Source organism: Heliomicrobium undosum, from assembly GCF_009877425.1.
Taxonomy (GTDB): domain Bacteria; phylum Bacillota; class Desulfitobacteriia; order Heliobacteriales; family Heliobacteriaceae; genus Heliomicrobium; species Heliomicrobium undosum.
Genome location: NZ_WXEY01000003.1, coordinates 1 through 20765 on the forward strand (window position 1 = coordinate 1; position 20765 = coordinate 20765).

Annotated in this window: 21 protein-coding genes; 19 read left to right on the forward strand and 2 right to left on the reverse strand. The window is 58.1% G+C overall.

What is annotated here, in order from left to right; all coding sequences use genetic code 11:
• Positions 1 to 636 (forward strand): ATP-binding protein (locus tag GTO91_RS03800; RefSeq protein ID WP_161255117.1); only part of this gene is annotated, 636 nt, incomplete at its 5' end.
• Positions 637 to 701: 65 nt separating this feature from the next.
• On the opposite strand, the gene GTO91_RS03805 is transcribed toward GTO91_RS03800, so the two are convergent.
• Positions 702 to 2042 carry a DUF2252 domain-containing protein gene (locus GTO91_RS03805; protein WP_161255120.1) on the reverse strand — a complete coding sequence of 447 codons (1341 nt, stop codon included), beginning with the start codon at positions 2040 to 2042 and terminating at the stop codon, positions 702 to 704.
• Positions 2043 to 2371: 329 nt separating this feature from the next.
• Between GTO91_RS03805 and GTO91_RS03810 the strand changes: the two genes are divergently transcribed.
• Complete coding sequence (locus GTO91_RS03810) at positions 2372 to 3403, forward strand: HD-GYP domain-containing protein (protein WP_161255123.1); 1032 nt, start codon at positions 2372 to 2374, stop codon at positions 3401 to 3403.
• A gap of 71 nt (positions 3404 to 3474) precedes the next feature.
• Here the strand turns inward: GTO91_RS03810 and GTO91_RS03815 are convergent, their stop codons facing one another.
• Positions 3475 to 4131 carry a superoxide dismutase gene (locus GTO91_RS03815; protein WP_161255126.1) on the reverse strand — a complete coding sequence of 219 codons (657 nt, stop codon included), beginning with the start codon at positions 4129 to 4131 and terminating at the stop codon, positions 3475 to 3477.
• A 397-nt stretch (positions 4132 to 4528) separates the two neighbouring features.
• Between GTO91_RS03815 and GTO91_RS03820 the strand changes: the two genes are divergently transcribed.
• The 17 genes from GTO91_RS03820 (at position 4529) to GTO91_RS03900 (ending at position 20761) form a co-directional block, all read left to right on the forward strand.
• Positions 4529 to 4750, forward strand: coding sequence for a Sec-independent protein translocase subunit TatA/TatB (locus tag GTO91_RS03820; RefSeq protein WP_328793721.1), 222 nt, complete (start codon positions 4529 to 4531; stop codon positions 4748 to 4750).
• Between the two features lie 60 nt (positions 4751 to 4810).
• Positions 4811 to 5773, forward strand: a complete 963-nt coding sequence (locus GTO91_RS03825; protein WP_161255129.1) for a polyprenyl synthetase family protein — start codon at positions 4811 to 4813, stop codon at positions 5771 to 5773.
• A gap of 78 nt (positions 5774 to 5851) precedes the next feature.
• Positions 5852 to 7240 carry a cytochrome c biogenesis protein ResB gene (gene resB / locus GTO91_RS03830; protein WP_161255132.1) on the forward strand — a complete coding sequence of 463 codons (1389 nt, stop codon included), beginning with the start codon at positions 5852 to 5854 and terminating at the stop codon, positions 7238 to 7240.
• A 6-nt stretch (positions 7241 to 7246) separates the two neighbouring features.
• Positions 7247 to 8086, forward strand: coding sequence for a c-type cytochrome biogenesis protein CcsB (gene ccsB, locus GTO91_RS03835; RefSeq protein ID WP_161255133.1), 840 nt, complete (start codon positions 7247 to 7249; stop codon positions 8084 to 8086).
• Positions 8087 to 8216: 130 nt separating this feature from the next.
• Complete coding sequence (locus tag GTO91_RS03840) at positions 8217 to 8849, forward strand: precorrin-2 dehydrogenase/sirohydrochlorin ferrochelatase family protein (protein WP_161255134.1); 633 nt, start codon at positions 8217 to 8219, stop codon at positions 8847 to 8849.
• Entirely contained in the window at positions 8831 to 10150 is a 1320-nt protein-coding gene (gene hemA, locus GTO91_RS03845; RefSeq protein WP_161255135.1) for a glutamyl-tRNA reductase, read from the forward strand. The genes GTO91_RS03840 and hemA overlap by 19 nt, the downstream gene beginning before the upstream one ends.
• Positions 10150 to 11094, forward strand: a complete 945-nt coding sequence (hemC, locus tag GTO91_RS03850) for a hydroxymethylbilane synthase (RefSeq protein WP_161255136.1) — start codon at positions 10150 to 10152, stop codon at positions 11092 to 11094. The genes hemA and hemC overlap by 1 nt, the downstream gene beginning before the upstream one ends.
• On the forward strand, positions 11094 to 12638 hold the full coding sequence (cobA, locus tag GTO91_RS03855) for a uroporphyrinogen-III C-methyltransferase (RefSeq protein ID WP_161255137.1): 1545 nt from the start codon (positions 11094 to 11096) through the stop codon (positions 12636 to 12638). Before hemC ends, cobA begins: the two co-directional genes overlap by 1 nt.
• Before the next feature lie 234 nt (positions 12639 to 12872).
• Positions 12873 to 14054 carry a putative heme d1 biosynthesis radical SAM protein NirJ1 gene (nirJ1, locus tag GTO91_RS03860; RefSeq protein WP_161255138.1) on the forward strand — a complete coding sequence of 394 codons (1182 nt, stop codon included), beginning with the start codon at positions 12873 to 12875 and terminating at the stop codon, positions 14052 to 14054.
• A gap of 65 nt (positions 14055 to 14119) precedes the next feature.
• Positions 14120 to 15109 (forward strand): porphobilinogen synthase, encoded by a 990-nt coding sequence (hemB, locus tag GTO91_RS03865; RefSeq protein WP_161255141.1) that lies wholly within the window; start codon positions 14120 to 14122, stop codon positions 15107 to 15109.
• A gap of 449 nt (positions 15110 to 15558) precedes the next feature.
• Entirely contained in the window at positions 15559 to 16554 is a 996-nt protein-coding gene (gene nirJ2 / locus GTO91_RS03870; protein ID WP_161255144.1) for a putative heme d1 biosynthesis radical SAM protein NirJ2, read from the forward strand.
• Between the two features lie 3 nt (positions 16555 to 16557).
• Positions 16558 to 17043: a siroheme decarboxylase subunit alpha gene (gene ahbA, locus GTO91_RS03875; RefSeq protein ID WP_161255147.1), complete on the forward strand. Its 486-nt coding sequence runs from the start codon at positions 16558 to 16560 to the stop codon at positions 17041 to 17043.
• Between the two features lie 23 nt (positions 17044 to 17066).
• On the forward strand, positions 17067 to 17543 hold the full coding sequence (gene ahbB / locus GTO91_RS03880) for a siroheme decarboxylase subunit beta (protein ID WP_161255150.1): 477 nt from the start codon (positions 17067 to 17069) through the stop codon (positions 17541 to 17543).
• A 149-nt stretch (positions 17544 to 17692) separates the two neighbouring features.
• Complete coding sequence (hemL, locus tag GTO91_RS03885; protein WP_161255153.1) at positions 17693 to 19003, forward strand: glutamate-1-semialdehyde 2,1-aminomutase; 1311 nt, start codon at positions 17693 to 17695, stop codon at positions 19001 to 19003.
• Positions 19004 to 19005: 2 nt separating this feature from the next.
• Complete coding sequence (locus GTO91_RS03890) at positions 19006 to 19260, forward strand: cytochrome c3 family protein (RefSeq protein WP_161255156.1); 255 nt, start codon at positions 19006 to 19008, stop codon at positions 19258 to 19260.
• A 281-nt stretch (positions 19261 to 19541) separates the two neighbouring features.
• Positions 19542 to 19769 (forward strand): hypothetical protein, encoded by a 228-nt coding sequence (locus GTO91_RS03895; RefSeq protein WP_161255159.1) that lies wholly within the window; start codon positions 19542 to 19544, stop codon positions 19767 to 19769.
• A gap of 143 nt (positions 19770 to 19912) precedes the next feature.
• Positions 19913 to 20761: an EamA family transporter gene (locus tag GTO91_RS03900; protein ID WP_161255162.1), complete on the forward strand. Its 849-nt coding sequence runs from the start codon at positions 19913 to 19915 to the stop codon at positions 20759 to 20761.
• The last annotated feature ends 4 nt before the right edge of the window (positions 20762 to 20765 follow it).

Here is a 20765-nt window from a genome sequence, read left to right on the forward strand (position 1 = left end):
TTATCAATTGTACCTACAGATGTAGTGCATTTGGTTGTCGCTGTTATTGCTCGTGTTGTTTTTGAGGCGCTGCAAAGGTACCGAAGAAAAAATGGAGAGCAACTTCCCACAGTAATGGTGTTAGAAGAAGCGCATACTTTCGTAAGCAAATATATTCAAGGAGACTATTTTTCTCCGTCACAAATGTGTTGTCACACCTTTGAACGAATCGCCAGAGAAGGTCGGAAGTTTGGGCTCGGTTTACTATTATCCTCACAGCGGCCTTCGGAATTGTCTCCCACAGTGCTATCGCAATGCAACACCTTTTTACTGCATAGAATTGTAAATAACAAGGACCAAGAACTTGTGCGCAGTTTGGTTCCAGACAATCTGGGCGCGTTATTAAAAGAACTTCCTGTTTTACCGACAAGAAAAGCGATTTTACTTGGGCTGGCAGCACCAATCCCAATACTGTTGGAGATGAAAGAATTAACCGAGGACCAACGACCGAAGTCTGATGATCCTCAGTTTTGGGACGTATGGACAGGTAAGGTTCCACGTGAGGTGAATTGGAAAGAAATCGCTGATGAGTGGCAAGGTAAAGAGAATGACGAAGATATCGATGTTGGAAACGGTGATACTGCAACAGAGGTTTAACCAAAATGGGTGTCGCGGTCTTAATACGTCCTTTGTTGTCCTGTTTTTTATAGAAGAAACGATGCTTATCTAGGCTCCGGCCACCGCTCCAGGAGGTCCTGAAAGAGGGTGTAATCCTCTTGAACGCGACGGGCGTACTCCAGCGACCACTCTGTGAGTTGCAAGATGAAGCCCCCGGCGTCACGATCGATGGCCTCGGCGATAGCCTCTTCACTGTGATGGGGAAGCAGTGACCGTTCCACATCGGCGTCAGCCCGGGCGTGAATCTTGGCGGTGATGCGACCCATCAGGGCGACGGTTTCGGCCAGGTCGTCGCCATCGACCACCGCCTCAGAACGCAGCTTCTTTTTATAAGGGCAGCGCTGGCGCACATAAAAGTCTTGGCCGTTGATGGTCAGGTACCCCAGATAGGGGTCGGCCCGGTGCTGCATCGCTTTTTGGGTTGTCACCACCCGTTTGCCCTGGTGATCGAGCAATTGGAAGAACGTCTCCTGGTAAGGGAGAAAACAAGACGGGACCGGCGGGCTGGCAGCCTTCATCTCCAGGACCAGATCATCGTCATGGCATGCCGCATCTCCTTCGACCAGGAGGTAGTAGCGGGCGAGACCGATAGAGGCGGTGCCGGAACCGCTCTTGACGGCTACGTCTTCGATCCGGTAAAAGGCAGGCTGCTCCCGCACATCGTCGTCGACAGTCCTTATGTAACCGGGCCAGGCCTCGGTCAATTCCTTGCGAAGGGTCTCGCTAGCCGGTGTGATCTCTTCACTCACGATAAAACGATGGGTTCCATCTGCAACGGTGGTGATCCGGTTCAAGAGCTTGCGCTCATCCTGTTTCTCCAGTTTTTTCAGCAATTTTTTGACAGGGCCGTCGCTGTCGCCGGCGTCGAAGGAGACATTGTGGGGAGATTTTTTCCTCCTGGCATAATCGTCCATGTCTGCCGCGTATCCTTCCAGGTAGCGCATAACGGCATGGGCGATTTCTTTCTCTTTTAAATTTCCCATCTGGCCGACCAGGACGATGGAGGCGCCCATGCGCAACAGGTCATAGAGGTATGAGCCCAGATACCCCTCGTCAAAATCATTCACGTCATAGACGATGTCGCCCTTACGATCCTGAAAGGCGCCGAAGTTTTCAAAGTGCAGATCCCCCTGGATCCAGGTCGGCTGCTGCTCGGGGGTGTGGTAGGGTGTGGGGAACCGGGTTGCGTCATAATAGAAGAGACAGGCGCTTCCCCGGAAGAAGCGAAAAACGTTTTCTGTCATCTGGCTGTACTTGTTCCGGCGGTGAACAGGCGAAAGGCCAAGCATCCCTTCGTCGACGATGTCGAAGAGCGCGCTGATCGTCCGGCGGCGTTGATCAAGGCGCATCTCCCTGATCCGGGCGCTAACATTGCGAACAGGCATCGCAGGACTCCTCCTTCAATGAAGGTCGGGGTAAGATGTTACATTGTTGACTTTCTTTTTGTTACATCTTCCATTCTAGCGGTTGCGCCATCCACTGTCATCGGCTTCCCCTTTCAGAATGACTACACTTTTGTCTTGTAAGCGCGCTTTTGTTATCTCAACGACCTGCACTGCAAAATTATAATAATTATTGATTTATTTTTTCGATGCCTTTATAATTAGAGTGGATCCTGGAAAGGACTGGTCCGCTGCGGCAATAGGTGGTCATATTTTCGACCCTTGGGGCGAAGCGACAACGGGAAACATCATCAGCCAGGGGATGAAAGGGCATGGCGCCACGTTTTTTATCGGTAGCTCAATTGCAGACCGGCATGGTGCTGGCGGGAGACATCATCGTTTCCCATTCCGGCTTGTTGTTGTGTTCTAAGGGAGAAGTCGTCGGCGGCCCGATGATCGACAAACTGCGGTCATGGGGGATCGAATATGCCGCTGTCGAGCACAACTACGATATGCGCCGCGAAGAAACGCTGGAACAGGTCGAGTGCCTGCGTCAAAAGGTGCATGACCTCTTTCAAGCCATTGTCTTCCGGCGAAGTCCCGAACTGACCGGGCTTACAGATGCCGTAGAGGAGATGGTGATTTCCCTTGACAGGCTGGACCTGCATTTCTTCCGGCAGGCGCTAGCCCAGTTAAAGCGCAAAGACGGCTACACCTTCGTCCATTGCCTGGAAGTGGGGTTGGGGGCGCTTCTGATCAGCCGGCAACTGGGTTGCAGGCGAGAGGACATGGTCCATCATTGCCTGGGGGCTACGCTCCACGATATCGGGAAACTGTCGCTGCCGCGCGCCATCCTAACGAATCCAGGGAAGCTGACGGAGGAAGAGTTCGACATCGTAAAACACCACCCCGCCATCGGGATAAAGGTGTTGAAAGCAGCCGGGATGCATCATCCGTTGGTGCTGAACGCCGTCGCTGAACACCACGAACGGCAAGATGGCTTGGGTTACCCCTATGGACGTTCTTGCGACCAAATCACCTTGGCGGGGCAGATCACCGCTGTAGCCGATGTATTCTTCGCCCTGCTCTCCGACCGCCCTTACCGGAAGGCTTGGTGCCCCTTGCGCACCTTCGAATATATCCACTCGCAAAAAGGCATCCAGTTCAGCCATGAGACCGCCGACGCCTTGATCGACAGTTTGTCGCCGCTCTACCTGACGGGAATGCGGGTGCTGCTTTCCGACGGCAGTTCCGGAACGGTGGAAAAGGTGGACCCCCGGTTGCCCCACAGGCCCTCCGTCCGGCTGGAAAACCATGTGGTCGACCTGCGCAATTGCCCGGAGATCGCCGTGATCAGCGCATAATCACCCAAATAACCAGAAGCCCGCGGTCTCGCGGGCTTTCGTGTTTCAGACGATGGTCTTTCGTCGACCCTTTAACGGTAACTACCTGGGATGAGCGGCAATTGACCCTGCATGGCGAGCAGCAGGCGCGTCTCCACCTCGAGCCAATTGACCAACTGCCACCAGGCATTGATGTAGTCGCGGCGCCGGTTCTGATAGTTCAAGTAATAGGCGTGTTCCCACACATCAACGGTCAGGATGGGGATGGCGCCCCACTGGGTCAGGTTCTGGTGCTTTTCAACCATGAGGACCTCGAGCCGCTGCCAGGCGGGATTCCAGACGAGCACCGCCCATCCCGATCCCTCCACATCAGCGGCGGCGGCGCTGAACTGCTCCTGAAAACTGCGGAAGTTACCGAAATAGGCGGCCACTTGGCCGCGGGTATGGGGTCCCGGTTGCCCGCCTCGGCTGGGCGGGGCCATGATCGCCCAGTAAAGGCTGTGCAGGATATGACCGGAACCATGGAAGGCCAACTCGCGCTCCCAGTGCTTGATCAACGAAAAATCGTTCTGCTGGCGCGCTTCGACCAGTTTACGTTCCGCTTTGTTTAACCCTTCCACATAGGACAAGTGGTGGCGGTCGTGGTGGATCTTCAGCGTTTCCGCGCCGATCACCGGCTCCAGGGCGTTGTAAGGATAGGGCAGAGGCGGCAGTTGGTGGCCACCGGGAGGGATCATGAGGTAGGACATAGAACGTCTCCTTCCGTCCTCATACGGTTTTTTCACTTTTTTGACGTTTTCATTTTTGCTTCCCATGATTTCAAGATAGGTTTCGGTTCATAGTTACTGGAGGAAATCCGGCCCTATTCCAATCCCCACTTTTTCCCAATACGCCAGCGAACGTTCGCTGCGCCGATAGAAACGCCGCCCCTGACAGAAAAAAAGGTTCGCGAAGGCACTTTCTTTACAGCGCTCGTCCATTATGCGATAATACCTTCAAAGAAGCGTGCAGGAGGCCCGACCATCGATTGTCGGCCTGTTCCTGGCGACAAAGCCCTTGCGTCATAATCGTGTTGCAAACGGGCCATTTTAATGAAAGAACCGGCGTTTTAACCGTCCCCGCGGGCGTTGGCCAGGGAGGTGCTTGGTGTTGGGTTCCTTAGGCATACCGGAACTGTTATTGATCCTCGTCGTGGCCATGCTGATTTTTGGGGCGGGCAAGCTCCCCGAGATTGGCCGATCCCTGGGTCGCGGGATCAATGAGTTCAAAAGCGCTGTCAGCAATGACGGGGAAGAGACAAAAGAATTGAAGGCAAAGCCCCCGGTGAAGGACGATACCCAAGGGGATGCTCCTTCAAAGGACAACTGATCTGTAAGGGCACGTCTCAACCGGCGTGTCTTTATTCATGTTATTGGAGCAGGTGACAGCATGCAGTTTCAATTATTTCATGAGATCCAAGCCGACCTGGCCAAGGTTGAGGCGGAATTGCAAAAGTACGTCGACACGTCCCTGCCGACACTGACCGCCGCCTCGAGCCACCTGCTCCATGCGGGCGGGAAACGGTTGCGGCCCGCCTTCGTGTTGCTGGCCGGGAAATTTCACCACTACGCCATGGAGCGATTGCTGCCGTTGGCGGTGGCCCTCGAATTGATCCACATGGCTACCCTTGTTCATGACGATGTGGTCGACGAGTCGAAGACGCGCCGGGGCATCCCGACCGTCCGAGCGCGCTGGGGAAACCGCATCTCCCTGCACACGGGGGATCACCTCTTCGCCCGGTCGCTGCTGCTGATCTCTGAATTGAACGATCCTGCCATGACGGCGGTGCTGGCGAAGATCAGCGTGGAGATGTGCGAGGGTGAGATCCAGCAGATGGAGGCCACCTATGATGTTCATCAAACCTTCCGGGACTACCTCTACCGGATCAAGCGGAAGACGGCGCTCCTGATCGCTGCGTCATGCCAACTGGGCGCCATGGCCGTCAAGGCAGATCCCTCGGCGGTGAGGGCCTTAAAAATGTATGGTCATCACCTGGGCATGGCCTTCCAGATCACCGACGACATCCTGGACATGATGGCCGATGAAAAGGAACTGGGCAAACCGATCGGTTCCGACCTCCGCCAGGGCATCATGACCCTGCCGATCCTGGAGGCGCTCCGGGAGAGCCGCGACCCGGCGCTGCGAACCCTGGTGGCCAAAAAGGAAAAGAGCCAGGATGAGGTTTGCCGGGCCATCGAGATCATCAAACAAACCGGCGCCGTCGAGCGCAGCCAGATCATCGCCCGCCGATACCTGGACAAGGCGAAAGAGGAATTGACACGCCTTCCGGCCATCCCGACGCGGGACACCCTGGCGGTGATCGCCGAGTACATCGAAAAGCGAACCTATTAAAACGTGACGGATATCCTTTTTCCCTCTAGGGGGATGTGCTAGAATAGGTTACGTTGAAAGTTGAAGGAGTGAGGAAGGTTGGTCCAACCCCAGGAAGAACGGGAGGATGCCTCCGGAACCAACAAAGGACTTGTGGATCGGCTCTGGGACTTTTTCAGTTCCATGAAGCTCGGTTTGTTCCTTCTGCTTCTCATTGCCGCCGCGTCGATCATTGGCACGATCATTCCGCAAAACGGCGATCCCCGGCAATACGGATCCCTGTACTCGCTATACAGCGCCCTCGGTCTGAACGATATGTATCACAGTTCCTGGTTCATGATCCTGCTCTTCTTGCTGGCGATGAACCTCTTCATCTGCACCTTCAACCGGGCGCCCGGGATCTGGCGCCAGTTCTCCCAGCCGTCGCTGCCCACCGGCGTCGAGTCTATCGGCGGGCTTCCGCAGAAGCTGACGACGGAACGACCCGAGCCTGTCGACAAGTTGGTCAGCCATGTTTCCGAACGCTGGCAGCGCCTCGGTTACCGCGTATTTTCCGAGTCTCGTGACGGCAAAAGCTACATATACGCTGACAAGGGAAGGTTCGGCCTCTGGGGTTCTCTGCTCTCCCATGTAGGGATGCTGGTCATCCTCGTCGGCGGTGTCGTCGGTCTCTATGGCGGAGAAGAGGGGCGCATGCCGGCGCAGGTTGGCAAGACCTTTCGCTTTGCTGACGTGCCGGGCCTTCCGAAAGAGGAGAACCTGGAGATCCGCGTCAACGACTTTCGGACCGTCTTCCGTGAAGACGGCAGTATCGCCGACTGGTTCAGCACCCTCACGCTGATGGAAAACGGCCGGGAGATCATGACCAAGGAAATCCAGGTCAACGACCCGCTGGAATACCGCGGTTATAAGGTCTACCAGGCCTTTTATGGGGCCAACATTGTTGCAAAAATCACGTCGAAGAATGATCCTGAGGGACATGCCTATACGGTCGAAGAGGGCGACGCCATTCCTGTCGCCGGAACCGATTTGGCGGTCCTCGTCTACAAGTACATCCCTGACTTTGATCCGGCGCGGGGAATGATCTCCAAATCGAGTGATCCTAACAATCCTCGCATCGTCTTTGTCGTCTACAAAGGACGCCAGCAGATCGATGCGCGAGCGGCCGAGATTGGCAAGGCGGAGACGATCGCCGGCGGCCTGGCCGAGGTCACTTTTCCCGAGTACAAGCCTTACACCGGTCTGACCATCCGTCGCGATCCCGGCGTCAATATTGTCTGGCTCGGTTGCGCTCTGCTGTTGATTGGATTGAGCTTCTCCTTCTATCTCTTCCACCGCCAGGTCCGGGCGGTTGTCGAGTCGCGAGATGGCGGCAGCCGGCTCCATGTGGGCGGGACAGCTGCGAAAAACAAAATCGCCTTTGCCCGAGAGTTTGAAGGGCTGATCGAACCTTACGTCAATCCGGACAGGAAAGGAATGGAGGCATAAACGACCATGGGCATGGAAGAGAACCTGCTTTTTTACGCCACCTTTGCCGCATACGGCCTCGCCGCCTTCCTGTATATCTGTTTCCTGGTCCTGCGCAAGCCTGCTCTAGCCCGCATCGGTTATTACATCACCGTTGCCGGCGTAATCGTCAATACGGCGGCCCTGGCGATGCGCTCGATTGTTGCCGGCTATGTGCCCCTGACGAACGGCTATGAGTTTCTGCTGGCCTTCTCCTGGGGTATCGCTTTTGTCTATCTCTTTGCCGAGCGGAAGTTTCAAATCCCCATCGCGGGCGCTTTTGTCATCCCTACCGCTTGGCTGCTCCTGGCCTATGTGGCCGTCGATATGTCACCGGCTGAGCGGGCCGCCCGGCCCCTCATGCCTGCGTTGCAGTCGAACTGGCTGACCATCCATGTGGCAACGGCCATGATCGCCTATGGCGCCTTTGCCTTCTCTTTCGGCATCGGCCTCATGTACCTCTGGAAGGTTTCTTCAGAAAAAAGCGGCGCCACGCGAGGGTTGGCCGCTGCTTTTCCTGATTCCGAAAAATTAGATGAGATCGGCTACCGGCTGATCGCCCTCGGCTTTCCCTTCCTGACGCTCTGCATCATCACCGGCGCCATTTGGGCGGAATTCGCCTGGGGACGCTATTGGAGTTGGGACCCGAAGGAGACCTGGTCACTGATCACCTGGCTGATCTACGCCGCCTACCTCCATGCCCGCTTTACCTACGGGTGGCGAGGGCGGCGCGCCGCTTGGATGTCGATCATCGGTTTTATAGCCGTCTTGTTCACCTATTTTGGCGTCAACTATTTCCTTAGCGGTCTGCACGGGTATGCGAATTAGCGTTTCATGTTAGGAACTCTTTGAGAAACTTTTTGAAAACATATTTCTAAAAAGATTTTAGAGAGAGAAATAGCGTCCTGTGATGGAAGATACCTTTCGCGCATCGTCCGTCGGGGCAGAGAAAGGGGCTATGCTGTTGTATCCATTGCTGCTAAGGCTGGAGGGGCAACCGTGCCTGGTCGTCGGCGGCGGTCAGGTGGCCGAGAGAAAGATCGAATCCCTCTTAGAGGTGGGCGCCCGCGTCACCGTCATCAGCCCGGCACTCACGCCTGAGATTCAACGCTGGGTGGACGAAGACAAGCTTCGTTGCCACTTGCGCGAGTACCAGGATGGAGACGCCGCCGGACACATGGTCGTCATCGCCGCCACCGATGTGTCAGCGGTCAACGAGCAGGTCGCCCGCGATTGTTTTCAGCGCAACATCTTGATCAACACCGTTGATATCCCGCAACTCTGCAATTTCTACGTTCCCGCCGTTGTGCGGCGGGGCGATCTGACTATCGCCATCTCCACCAACGGATGCAGCCCGGCCATCGCCCGCCGCATCCGCGAAAAGCTGGAGGCGACCTTTGGCGAGGAGTATTGCGAGTACCTGCAGGTGATGAAAAGTCTCCGCGAGCAGGTGCTTCGCGAAGTGCCCAACCCGGCCCGGCGCAAGGCGATCTTCGAGACCCTGGCCGAGGCGGAACTACTGGAGTGCATCCAGGCAGGTGACGATCAAGCCCTTAAGGAGCGAATCGCCCAGTGTTTATCTTCGTCGTAGGTTTGAACCATAAATCGGCGCCAGTGGAGATCCGGGAGCAACTCTCTTTCCCGGAGCATATCCTCATCGATTCCTTGCGCCGCCTTCACTCAGAACCGGCCATCGAGGGCTGCGCCATCTTGTCGACCTGCAACCGGACGGAGGTCTATGCAGCCACGACAGACATCGAAAAGGGACAGGCCGCCGTCCGCCGCTTCTTTACCCAGTCAGGCAAGCTGGAGGCTGACAAATTCGCCAGCTTCTTTTACACCCACACCCTCTACGACGCCATTCGCCATCTCTTCCGCGTCGCCGCAGGCCTCGATTCGATGGTGCTCGGCGAGACACAGATCCTCGGCCAGGTCCGGCGGACCTACCAGGCGGCTTGTGAGGCGGGAACCTCCAACAGCATCCTTAACACCTGGTTTCAGCAGGCGATCACCGTCGGCAAACGCATCCGCACGGAGACCGGCATCGACCAGCATGCCGTATCCACCTCCTATACGGCCGTTGAACTGGCCAAACAGGTCTTCACCACCCTGGAAGGCCGCTCGGCGCTGATCCTCGGCGCCGGCAAGATGAGCGAACTTACCCTGACCCACCTAATCGCCAACGGTGTCACCACGGTCCTCGTAGCCAACCGCACCCGCGAACGGGCCGAGGAACTGGCACGCCGCTGCGGCGGCAAGGCCGTCTCTTATGACGAGATCTCGGCGCGGATGGAGGAGTCTGACATCGTCATCTCCTGCACTGCAGCGACTCACTACGTCATCCGGCGCGAACTGGTGGAAAAGGTCATGAGCACCCGTCCCGACCGCCCGCTTTTCTTGATCGACATCGCTGTTCCCCGGGATATCGATCCCGCCGTGGCCACCGTGCCCGGTGTGCATCTTTTCGATATCGACGACCTGCAAAGCGTCGTCGACCAGAACCTGGCCCAGCGCCAGAAGGCGGCCTCTGAAGCCGAACTCATTGTGGAACAGGAGATCGCCGAGTTTCTCAAATGGCTCAACTCCCTGTTTGTCGTACCCACCATCGTCGCGCTAAAAAACAAGGGGGAGGCGATCCGGGAAAAAGAACTGGAGCGAGTTTTAGCGAAGCTGAAAAGTCTCTCTGACAAGGACCAGAAGACCATCGGCGCCATGGCATCATCGATCGTCAAACAACTGCTCCATGACCCCATCACCCAGATCCGCCACTATGCGGCCAGCCCGGAAGGGCACCTCTACTCAGAGATCCTGCAAAACCTCTTTTCCCTCGAGATCGCCGGACAGCGGTCCAAAGGCCGCGACGATCAATCTGATAGAAGGAGTCAGCCGTAATGTCAGCACTTCAACGACCCGTTGTCATCGGTACCCGGGACAGCGCCCTCGCCCTCTGGCAGACCCACTGGGTGCTTGAACGCCTGAAAGAGCTCTATCCAGAACAATCCTTTGAGGTCAAGCACATCAAAACCAAGGGTGACAAGATCCTCGACGTAGCCCTGGCCAAAATCGGCGACAAGGGGCTCTTCACGAAGGAATTGGAAGTGGCCATGCTGAATGGCGAGATTGACATGGCCGTCCACTCCATGAAAGACCTGCCGACGGTCTTGCCGGAAGGCTGCACGATCGGCGCTATCTGTGTGCGCGAGGACTGCCGCGACATCCTAATCTCCCGCGACGGCGGCGGTCTGGAAGACCTGCCCCAGGTCGCGAAGGTCGGCACGGCCAGCCTGCGCCGCAAGGCCCAACTATGGAAGGTGCGTCCCGATCTCCAACTCGTCGATATCCGCGGCAACCTGCAGACGCGGATGCGCAAGATGGAAGAACAAAACCTCGACGGTCTGATCCTGGCTGCCGCTGGCGTGAAGCGCCTCGGCTGGGCCGAGAAGATCACCGAATACATACCCGTCGACATGTGCCTGCCGGCTGTCGGCCAGGGTTCTGTGGGCATCGAGATCCGTGAAGGCGACGAAGAGATCGGTCGCCTCGTGGGCGCTTTGAACCACGCCGAATCGGCCGTCTGTGTCCGCGCCGAACGGGCGCTGCTCCGCACCCTTGAGGGCGGCTGCCAGGTGCCCATTGGTTCGCTTGGCCGCTTGTGCGGCGACAAACTCATCGTCGATGGTGTCGTCGCCTCCCTGGACGGCAAGAACATCTGCCGCGACCAAGTGGAGGGCGATCCGGCTGATCCCGAAGAAGCGGGCGTCCGTCTGGCCGAAAAACTGCTGCAACAGGGGGCCAGAGAGATATTAATCCAAGTAAGACAGGAGACGGATCTGTGATGAAGCAAAAGGTAGGGAAGGTTTATCTGGTCGGCGCCGGACCGGGGGATCCGGGCCTCATCACCGTGAAAGGTCTGGAGTGCATCAAAAAGGCCGAGGTGCTCGTCTACGACCGCCTGGCCGGTCACCGGTTGCTCACCTATGCGCGGCCTGACGCCGAACTTATCTTCGTTGGCAAAGGGCCGGACAAGCATGTCTATAGACAGGAAGAGATCAACGAAGTCCTCAAGGTCAAAGGCCTGGAAGGCAAGATCGTTACCCGCCTGAAAGGCGGCGACCCCTTCGTCTTCGGTCGCGGCGGCGAAGAAGCGGAAGTCCTCCGCGAAGCCGGCGTTCCCTTCGAGATCGTCCCCGGTATCACCTCGGCCATCTCCGTTCCGGCCTATGCCGGCATCCCCGTCACCCACCGCGACTTCACCTCCAACTTCGCCGTCATCACCGGCAATGAAGACCCCACCAAGGAAGATTCGGCTATCGACTGGGCCAAAATCAGCACCGGCATCGGCACCCTCGTCTTCCTGATGGGCATGGGCAATCTGCCCCATATCGCCGCGAAGCTGATGGAACACGGCCGCAGCCCTGAGACGCCGGTCGGCCTGATCCGCTGGGGCACCCGCCCGGAACAGCGCACCCTGACGGGCACCCTGGCCGACATCGCCCAGAAGGCGAAAGAAGCGGCCTTCCAGAACCCGGCCATCATCATCGTCGGCGAAGTGGTCAAACTGCGCGAAAAGCTGGCCTGGCTCGAAGAAAGACCCCTCTTCGGCAAACGCATTGTCGTCACCCGCTCCCGCCAGCAGGCGTCGGCTTTCGCTGCCCGCCTGGAAGAAATGGGCGGCGAGCCCTGGGAGTTCCCCACCATCGACATTCAGGAGCCGGAAGATCCCGCGCCGATGGAAGAAGCCATCGCCAAGGTTCACGAATACGAGTGGATCATTTTCACCTCTCCCAACGGCGTGCAGCGTTTCTTTGAGCGCTTCTTCGCCATCGGCCACGACATCCGCGAACTCTGCGGCATCCGTCTCTGCGCCATCGGGCCGCAAACCCGCAAGGAACTGCAGAAGTTTGGCCTGAAGACCGACTTCGTGCCGGAAGAATACCGCGCCGAGGCCATCATCGAAGGGTTGAAAAACCTCGACGACTGGCAGGGCCGCAAGGTGTTGCTGCCCCGGGCCGACATCGCCCGCAAGATCCTTCCTGAAGCCCTGGCCTCCTTCGGCGCCCAGGTCGACGATGTGGTCGCTTACCGCACCGTCCGCGGCGGCGGCGACGCCGTCCTGCTCCGTCAGATGCTGCAAGACAAGCTGATCCACGCCGTCACCTTCACCAGTTCCTCCACCGCCCGTAACTTCGTCGACATGCTCGGCGTGGAAGATGTGGCTGAACGCAATGCCCTGCTCGAAGGCGTGACTATGGCTTCCATCGGTCCCATCACCTCCGACACGATGCGCGAACTGGGCTTGAATGTGGACGTGGAAGCCACCGAATACACCATCCCTGGTTTGACAAAGGCGTTGCTGTCCTACTGGGGCATCAACGAGTAATCGCTACGAGTAAACCTTTGCTGAGCCAAGTCCACAGGGCCTTATTCTAGAAACATAGGGGAAGCGTTTTCGCCGGCAAGTCTAGCAAAAGTAATGCCATGATGTCGTATGGACGCGCAGCGATGACGAAGCAACGGGAAAAACGCTTCCTGCAATTGGCGATTTTTGCCCATATTGTCCAATAAATTTATTTAGTTTTTCATTTGATTGAAAAACGGGAGAGGAAGGAACACCATGATCGGAGTAAGTAAACTGCTCTGCGGCGTAGAAAACTTTGGCGACAGCCTTCGTTATGCCCATGGCTCCAAAGGGCAACGCGATGGCGCCGTAGCCGGTTACGGCCCGGTGGTGGCCTGGAACGTGTCCCGGACCTGCAACCTTCACTGCATCCACTGCTATTCCGACTCGGATGAGATTGAATATCCCGGCGAGCTGACCACGAAAGAAGCCCTCAAGTTCATCGATGACCTGGCTGATTTCAATGTGCCCGTCCTGCTGCTCTCCGGTGGCGAGCCGCTCATGCGCCCTGACATCTTCGACCTGGTCGCCCATGCCACCAAGCGCAACATCCGCGTCACCTTTTCCACCAACGGCACCCTGATCACACCTGACGTGGCCAAGGAGATCAAGAAGTACGGCGTCGGCTATGTGGGCATCAGCCTCGACGGCATCGGCGAGAACAACGACAAGTTCCGCGGCAAGAAAGGCGCCTTTGAAGACGCCCTGGCCGGCATCCGCAACTGCCTGGCCATCGATCAGCGCGTGGGCCTGCGCTTCACCATCAACCGCCACAACGTCAACGACATTGAAAATATCTTCAACCTCATCGAAGAAGAGAAGATCCCCCGCGTCTGTTTCTACCACCTGGTCTACTCGGGCCGTGGCAGCAACATGACGGAAGAAGACGTGAACCACGCCGAATCGCGCGCCTTCATGGACCTGCTCATGAAAAAGGCGGTCGACTTCTTCAACCGTGGTTTCAACTGCGAGCTGCTGACCGTCGACAACCACGCCGACATCGTCTATCTCTACCTGAAGACCAAAGAAAAGAACCCCGAACTGGCCGAGAAGGTCTGGAAGCTGATGCAGCTCAACGGCGGCAACCGCTCCGGCATCGCCTTCGCCAACGTCGATTCCCAGGGCTTTGTCCACCCCGACCAGTTCACCCAGAACCACACCTTTGGCAATGTGAAGGAACGGCCCTTCAAAGAGATCTGGACCGACACCTCCAGCAGCGCCATCCTGGCTGGCCTGAAGGACCGCAAGCCTCTGCTGAAAGGCCGCTGCGCCAAGTGCAAGTGGCTCAATGTCTGCAACGGCAACTTCCGTCCCCGCGCTGAAGCCGTCACCGGCGACTTCTGGGAGTCTGATCCCGCTTGCTACCTGACTGACGAGGAAATCGGCATCGCCGAGTAACCGGCAGCATCGACGCGATGCTTGCCTGACCTTTACGTGATGTTTATTGGGAGGGAATCAACGGGATGAAACACATCCTTTCCGGCTACCCCATTCAGCGGCCCCGGCGCCTGCGGGAGAACGCGGTTCTGCGCGACATGGTGCGGGAATTTCATCTTCGTCCGGAAGACCTGATCTACCCGCTCTTCGCCGTTCCGGGGAAAGACGTCGTCAATCCCGTCAGTTCCATGCCAGGCGTATGCCAGCTCTCTGTCGACAACATCGTCAAAGAGGCTGTCGACGCCTACAAGGCGGGCGTCCGGTCGGTGGAACTGTTTGGCATCCCGCCTGAAAAGGATGAGGTCGCTTCCGGCGCTTATGATCCCAACGGCATCGTCCAAGAGGCGGTCAAGGCGGTCAAGGACGCGTGCCCTGAGTTGTACGTCATCACCGACGTCTGCCTCTGCCAGTACACGACGAACGGCCATTGCGGCATCGTCGACGGCAACCGCATCCTCAACGACCCGTCCCTCGATTACCTGGCCAGAACGGCTGTCTCCCATGCCGAAGCGGGCGCCGATATGGTCGCTCCTTCGGACATGATGGACGGGCGGGTCGGCGCTATCCGCGACGCCCTCGACGAGTCCGGCTTTGAGGGCGTGCCGATTATGTCCTACTCAGCCAAGTACGCTTCTGCCTTCTACGGGCCTTTCCGAGATGCGGCCGAGTCGTCGCCCAAGTGGGGCGACCGCCGCTCTTACCAGATGGACCCTGGCAATAGCACCGAGGCGCTTCGCGAGACAGCGCTGGACATCCAGGAGGGCTGCGACATCATCATGGTCAAGCCCGGTCTGGCCTACCTGGACATCGTCCGCCGTCTGAAGGAGACCTTTGACCTGCCGGTGGCCATCTACAACGTCTCCGGCGAGTACTCCATGGTCAAGGCGGCCGCTGCCCAGGGCTGGATCGATGAGAAGCGGATCACCCTGGAGATCCTGCTCAGCATGAAGCGGGCCGGGGCGGATCTGATCATCAGCTATCATGCGAAGGATGCGATTCGGTGGATGAACGAGTAGGCGCCGCTCCGCCTACCGCTCACTGCGCCGATACACCCCCAACTTACGTGTTGGGGAAGCGGGGGTGTATTGGCTCCGTTCGCTAAGAGCTCCGCGGCGGCTCGCTCAACGTCAGAGCGGGCGCGCCAAACGATTAGGGTTTTTCTGCATGTCGTGGCGCGCCTTTTTCGCTCTGCCGCCTCGCTCGCTTTTCGCCGCTCCGCTCAAATCGCTCACTGCGCCGATACGCCCCCTGCAGACACTCAGGGAAGCGGGGGTGTATTGGCTCCGTTCACTAAGAGCTCCGCGGCGACTCGCTCCGCTCAAACCGCTCACTGCGCCAATACACCCCATGCTTCGGCTATCATTTGCGATTAGCGGGGGTGTATCGGCTCCGTTTGCTAAGAAATGCTGAATTGTAACTAGACAGAAAAGTCATATTTATCCACCGAAAAAGGAGGGGCTCTTTCTTGATTATTTCCTGGAATACAACGAACCAGTGCAATATGTTCTGTGACCACTGCTACCGTGATGCGGGGGCGAAGGCGGATCAGGAGTTGAATACGCAAGAGGGCAAGCAACTGCTCGATGAGATCGCCAAGGCCGGCTTTAAGATCATGATCTTCTCCGGCGGGGAGCCGCTCATGCGGCCTGATATCGTCGAACTGGTCGCGTATGCCACCTCGAAGGGCTTGCGCTCTGTCTTTGGCACCAACGGCACGCTGATCACGCGGGAACTGGCCCGTGATCTGAAAAAGGCCGGCGCCATGGGCATGGGGATCTCCCTTGACTCGTTGGACAAGCAGAAGCACGACGAGTTCCGTCGTTACCCCGGCGCCTGGGATGAGGCGGTTCGTGGGATGGAGAACTGCCGTGAGGAAGGTCTGGGCTTCCAGATCCACACGACCGTCATGGACTGGAACCGTCATGAGGTCAATGCGCTCACCGATTTCGCCGTCGAGATCGGCGCTGTCGGCCACCACACCTTCTTCCTGGTGCCCACCGGCCGGGCTGTCAGCATCGAGGAAGAGTCGCTGAAGGCGGAGCAGTATGAAGAGATCCTGACGGAGATTATGGAGAAGCAGAAGACCGTTGACATCGAACTGAAGCCGACCTGCGCTCCCCAGTTCATGCGTATCGCCAAGGAAATGGGCATGGACATGCGCTATGCCCGGGGCTGCCTGGCTGGCACCCACTACTGCATCATCTCGCCTGTCGGTGTCGTCCAGCCCTGCGCCTACCTGAACATCTCCGCCGGCAATGTCCGTGAGATGCCCTTCTCGGAGATCTGGAAAACGGCCCCCATCTTCGAAGAACTGCGCACGCTGAAGTATGAAGGCGGCTGCGGCTCCTGCAAATACCGCTATTCCTGCGGCGGCTGCCGGGCTCGCGCCTACTACTATCACAACGGGAACTTCATGGCCGAAGAACCCTGGTGCCTCTACCACGGCCGGAAGGGGTACTAAGCCATGAGCCTTGATGACCTGGATCGGCGCTTACTCACCATCATCCAGTCATCCTTTCCCATCGTCGCCGAACCCTATAAGCAACTGGCTGAAACGCTGGGAACAACCGAATCCGATGTGATCGAGCGGGTGCAGCGGTTCAAGGACCAGGGGCTCGTCCGGCGCATCGGCGGGATCTTCGATTCCCGCGCCCTCGGCTACAAGTCGACCCTCTGCGCCATGAAAGCGCCTGCCGATAAGCTGGACCTGGCCATTGAGGTTGTCAACAGCTACCCCGGTGTCACTCACAACTACCTGCGGGAGCATGAGTTCAACGTCTGGTTCACGTTGATCACGCCTTCGCCGGAGTACATGGACAAGGTGCTCGACGAGATCCGGGAAAAGACGGGCTGTGAGGTTCACAACCTGCCGGCGGTTCGCTTTTTCAAGATCAAGGTCGATTTCAAACTGGACAAGCAATCCCCAACCGCTGCTGCGGCGGCGGAATGACGCGCGGGAGGGAATGGCAGGCAATGCTGACAGAAACCGATAAGAAGCTGATTCGCCTCTTGCAGGACGACCTGCCCGTCGTGTCGCGACCCTTTGCGGCGCTGGCCGAACAGGTGGGGCTGACCGAAGAGGATGTGATCGCCCGCGCGCGCCGCTACCATGAGGAAGGGCAGATGCGCCGCTTCGGCGTCGCCCTGCGCCACCGGGAAGTGGGCTTTACCGCCAACGGAATGGGCTGTTGGGATGTGCCGGAGGAGCGGGCTGAAGAGGTAGGCCGGATCATGGCTACCTTCCCTGAGGCCTCCCATTGCTACCAGCGCCCCCGCTTCGACGGCTGGCCTTACAGCCACTTTACCATGATCCACGGCGAGAGCCGTGAGGATTGTGAAGCGGTGGCCCGCCGCATCTCGGCCGCGACGGGGATCACCAACTACCGCCTGCTCTTCTCCACAGAGGAACTGAAGAAGACGAGCATGCGCTATTTTACCGAAGAAGCATAGGAAAAACTGTATTGACGCCACAGTCAGCACCCGCGAGGCGGGGCCCTTGCCGGCCCCGCGTGGGTGCTGCTTTCGTAAAAGGTTTTTTCGGAACTCTTGGCGAAAAGAAGCATTCTAATAAAATCGCACTGGAAAGGCGGGCGACTTTTTTGAGCCGGATTTACGATCGTTCGGAACAACTGTTTGCTGAAGCGAAAACCCTGATCCCCGGCGGGGTGAACAGCCCCGTGCGGGCTTTCAAATCGGTCGGGCGCAACCCGGTTTTCATCGATCGGGCTGAAGGCGCTTACCTCTATGACGTGGATGGCAACAAGTATGTCGATTATGTCGGCTCCTGGGGCCCCATGATCGTGGGCCATGTCCACCCCGAGGTGTCGGAGGCGCTGAAAGCGGCCATCGACCGTGGCACCTCCTACGGCGCGCCGACTGAACTGGAAAGCCGCCTGGCCAAGCTGGTCCTGGAAGCCTTCCCGGCCATGGACATGGTGAGGATGGTCAACTCGGGCACCGAGGCGACCATGAGCGCCCTGCGCCTCGCTCGCGGCTATACGGGCCGGAGCAAGATCGTCAAGTTCGAAGGCTGCTACCACGGCCACGCCGACAGCCTGCTGATCAAGGCCGGTTCCGGTGCGCTGACCCTCGGCGTGCCCACCAGCCCCGGCGTGCCCGCCAACATCGCCAACAACACGATCACCGCCCCCTACAACGACCTGGAGACGCTAAAGGCGATCTTTGCAGAGGCCGGCGACGACATCGCCGCCATCATCATCGAAGGCGTTCCTGGCAACATGGGCGTTGTGCCGCCCGCGCCCGGTTACCTGCAAGGCGTTCGTGAACTGACTCGCCAGTATGGCGCGCTGATGATCGTCGACGAGGTCATGAGCGGTTTCCGCGTCGATTTCGGCGGCGCCCAGACCCTCTACGGCGTCGAACCGGACCTCACCTGCCTAGGCAAGATCATCGGCGGCGGCCTGCCCGTCGGCGCTTACGGCGGCAAGGCTGAGATCATGGAAAAAGTCTCGCCGGCCGGTCCCATCTACCAGGCGGGAACCCTTTCCGGCAACCCCCTGGCCATGACCGCCGGTATCATCACCCTGGAGATCCTCAAGCGGCCCGGAACCTATGCCGCGCTTGATGAGAAGGCGGCCTATCTGGCGGACGGCCTGGCGAAGGCTGCCGAAAAGGCCGGCGTCCCTGTCTGGACGAACCGCGTCGGCTCCATGCTGACCGGATTCTTCACCGACAAGCCGGTCATCGACTTCGCCTCCGCCTGCACCTCCGATACGGCCGCATTCGGGACCTATTTCCGGGCGATGCTGGACCGCGGCGTCTATCTGGCCTGCTCCCAGTTCGAAGCCGCCTTCCTCTCCTTGGCCATGACGAAAGAGGACCTCGACTTCACCATCGCCGCCGCCGAAGAGGCCTTCCAGGTCGTCGCCGCCGAGCGGGCGAAGGCCTAACGGTGAAAGGGTCGCCCTTTGCGCGCCTGCTCACGCTCGTTATCGTCGTCGCCTTCGCCCTTGTGGGCTATTTTGCGTTGACGAAGGATCAGAACCCACACGGCGATCTGGCCGAATGGGAACGGGAGCATGGCCGCGTTGTCAACACCAACCGCGATCCGGAACGGTTTTGCTACAAATGCCATACCGAAAAATCAGCGTACTGTGTTCGCTGTCACCAGCAGAGAGGGGTACGCCTGGAGAATCCTCTGCCCTGATGGGGCAAATACATCCCCCTATCATGTGGATGATAGGGGAGTGGCAACAATCGGTTAAAGCAAAGAGTTTGCCTCTCATAAAAATTGTTTTTCCGTCTCCGGTCATCCGGGGGCGGATTTTCTTTGCAACAAAAAAAGTGAGCAATTTGTATTTTTTTTGCACAGAAAAAGCAGGAATTGAGGGAGATATCCATGAAATAAAAATTAGTAATGCAATAAATCGATAAAATCAACCGGAAGCCCGTGAGCCGGAGCGGTTGATGAGCCAGCAGGTGACAGAATTGTATTGGTTGTTTGTTTATGAGCCGAATGAACTCTGCGACTTTCAATTACTCGATTACAGCCCGAGAGAGAGAGAGGTCCAACTGTCGAAGGAGGATTATATCCGTTGCGGCGTCTACGCTCGTGAACGGATGCTCGTCGTTTCGGCGGATAACTCATCAAGCGCGCGCCAGAAAGCGATTCAAATGCTGGTGCGCGGAGGGTTCATGGGCGGTCATCGGCGGTAGATCTTTTTTCGTCGCAGCGCATGGAATCGTAATAGGGAAAAACAATAAAACGACAACAACCAGGCGCCTCCGTCTTGCCGGGTAGGGCAGGACAGGCGCCTCTTTGCGCCAGCAATCACACTAAATGGGGTGAACGGGATTTCATGTGGCTTTTCATCGCTGTGATCAGTGCTGTCGTCTTTGGGCTCGCGGGGTTCGGGATGAAGGTGGGCCAGATGCGCGGCGTTCCAACGTCGATGGTCTTGATCGGCTTGTACCTTTCAGGAACCCTTGGCTTTCTCTTTACCTGGCTGGGTGGCGGCGCCGCCGCCGGGATCCTCATCCTGCTGGCCGGGCTGGTGATCGGCCTCGGTTCTGCCGGGGGAAATTTCGCCTTTATGCGGGCATTGGAGACAGGGCCGGCCAGTTTGGCGTCGCCGATCGTCAACATGAATGTGGTGCTTGTCATCCTGCTCTCCGTCCTGGTCTATGGAGAGACGCTGGGATGGGTCAAGGCTGCCGGCGTCTTTTGCATCGTTGTCGCCATCATCCTGATCGCGCTAAGGCCTAGCGGCGCCGGAGGCGCGCGCGGGTCGTTGCACTGGCTGGCCCTTGTCTTGCTGAGCACGCTGCTCTTCGCCGTGCGCAACGGCGGGCTCAAGGTGACCCAGGAGATGGGCCTGGACAACAGCGCCGTGCTTTTTTTCAGCTATCTTTTTCCGCTCATCTATTTCATCTTCCGGCACTGGGGGGAACTGATCGCCATCACGCCGGAGAAGCGCTTGCCCACACTGGGCTGGGGGTTGGCCAGCGGCGTCGGATCCTTCGGCGGTCTACAACTGTACGCCTACGCCCTCTCCCAGGGACCGGCCTCAGTGATTTCGCCTGTCTTTTCCCTGTACGGGCTGGTGATCGTGCTTCTCTCCGTCTGGATCTATAAAGAGCGGTTGACGGCCCTGCAGTCGCTGGCGGTGGCGCTCACCTTCGCCGGCCTCGTTTTGGTCCGGTTCTAAACCG

What these genes read in the sequence shown, in the direction of transcription:
- ahbB (WP_161255150.1), top strand. Translation starts at nt 17,067, where the DNA reads ATGCTGACAGAAACCGATAAGAAGCTGATTCGCCTCTTGCAGGACGAC.
- GTO91_RS03825 (WP_161255129.1), top strand. Translation starts at nt 4,811, where the DNA reads ATGCAGTTTCAATTATTTCATGAGATCCAAGCCGACCTGGCCAAGGTT.
- GTO91_RS03810 (WP_161255123.1), top strand. Translation starts at nt 2,372, where the DNA reads ATGGCGCCACGTTTTTTATCGGTAGCTCAATTGCAGACCGGCATGGTG.
- ahbA (WP_161255147.1), top strand. Translation starts at nt 16,558, where the DNA reads ATGAGCCTTGATGACCTGGATCGGCGCTTACTCACCATCATCCAGTCA.
- nirJ1 (WP_161255138.1), top strand. Translation starts at nt 12,873, where the DNA reads ATGATCGGAGTAAGTAAACTGCTCTGCGGCGTAGAAAACTTTGGCGAC.
- GTO91_RS03900 (WP_161255162.1), top strand. Translation starts at nt 19,913, where the DNA reads ATGTGGCTTTTCATCGCTGTGATCAGTGCTGTCGTCTTTGGGCTCGCG.
- hemB (WP_161255141.1), top strand. Translation starts at nt 14,120, where the DNA reads ATGAAACACATCCTTTCCGGCTACCCCATTCAGCGGCCCCGGCGCCTG.
- GTO91_RS03840 (WP_161255134.1), top strand. Translation starts at nt 8,217, where the DNA reads ATGCTGTTGTATCCATTGCTGCTAAGGCTGGAGGGGCAACCGTGCCTG.
- hemC (WP_161255136.1), top strand. Translation starts at nt 10,150, where the DNA reads ATGTCAGCACTTCAACGACCCGTTGTCATCGGTACCCGGGACAGCGCC.
- GTO91_RS03805 (WP_161255120.1), bottom strand. Translation starts at nt 2,042, where the DNA reads ATGCCTGTTCGCAATGTTAGCGCCCGGATCAGGGAGATGCGCCTTGAT.
- ccsB (WP_161255133.1), top strand. Translation starts at nt 7,247, where the DNA reads ATGGGCATGGAAGAGAACCTGCTTTTTTACGCCACCTTTGCCGCATAC.
- GTO91_RS03815 (WP_161255126.1), bottom strand. Translation starts at nt 4,131, where the DNA reads ATGTCCTACCTCATGATCCCTCCCGGTGGCCACCAACTGCCGCCTCTG.
- cobA (WP_161255137.1), top strand. Translation starts at nt 11,094, where the DNA reads ATGAAGCAAAAGGTAGGGAAGGTTTATCTGGTCGGCGCCGGACCGGGG.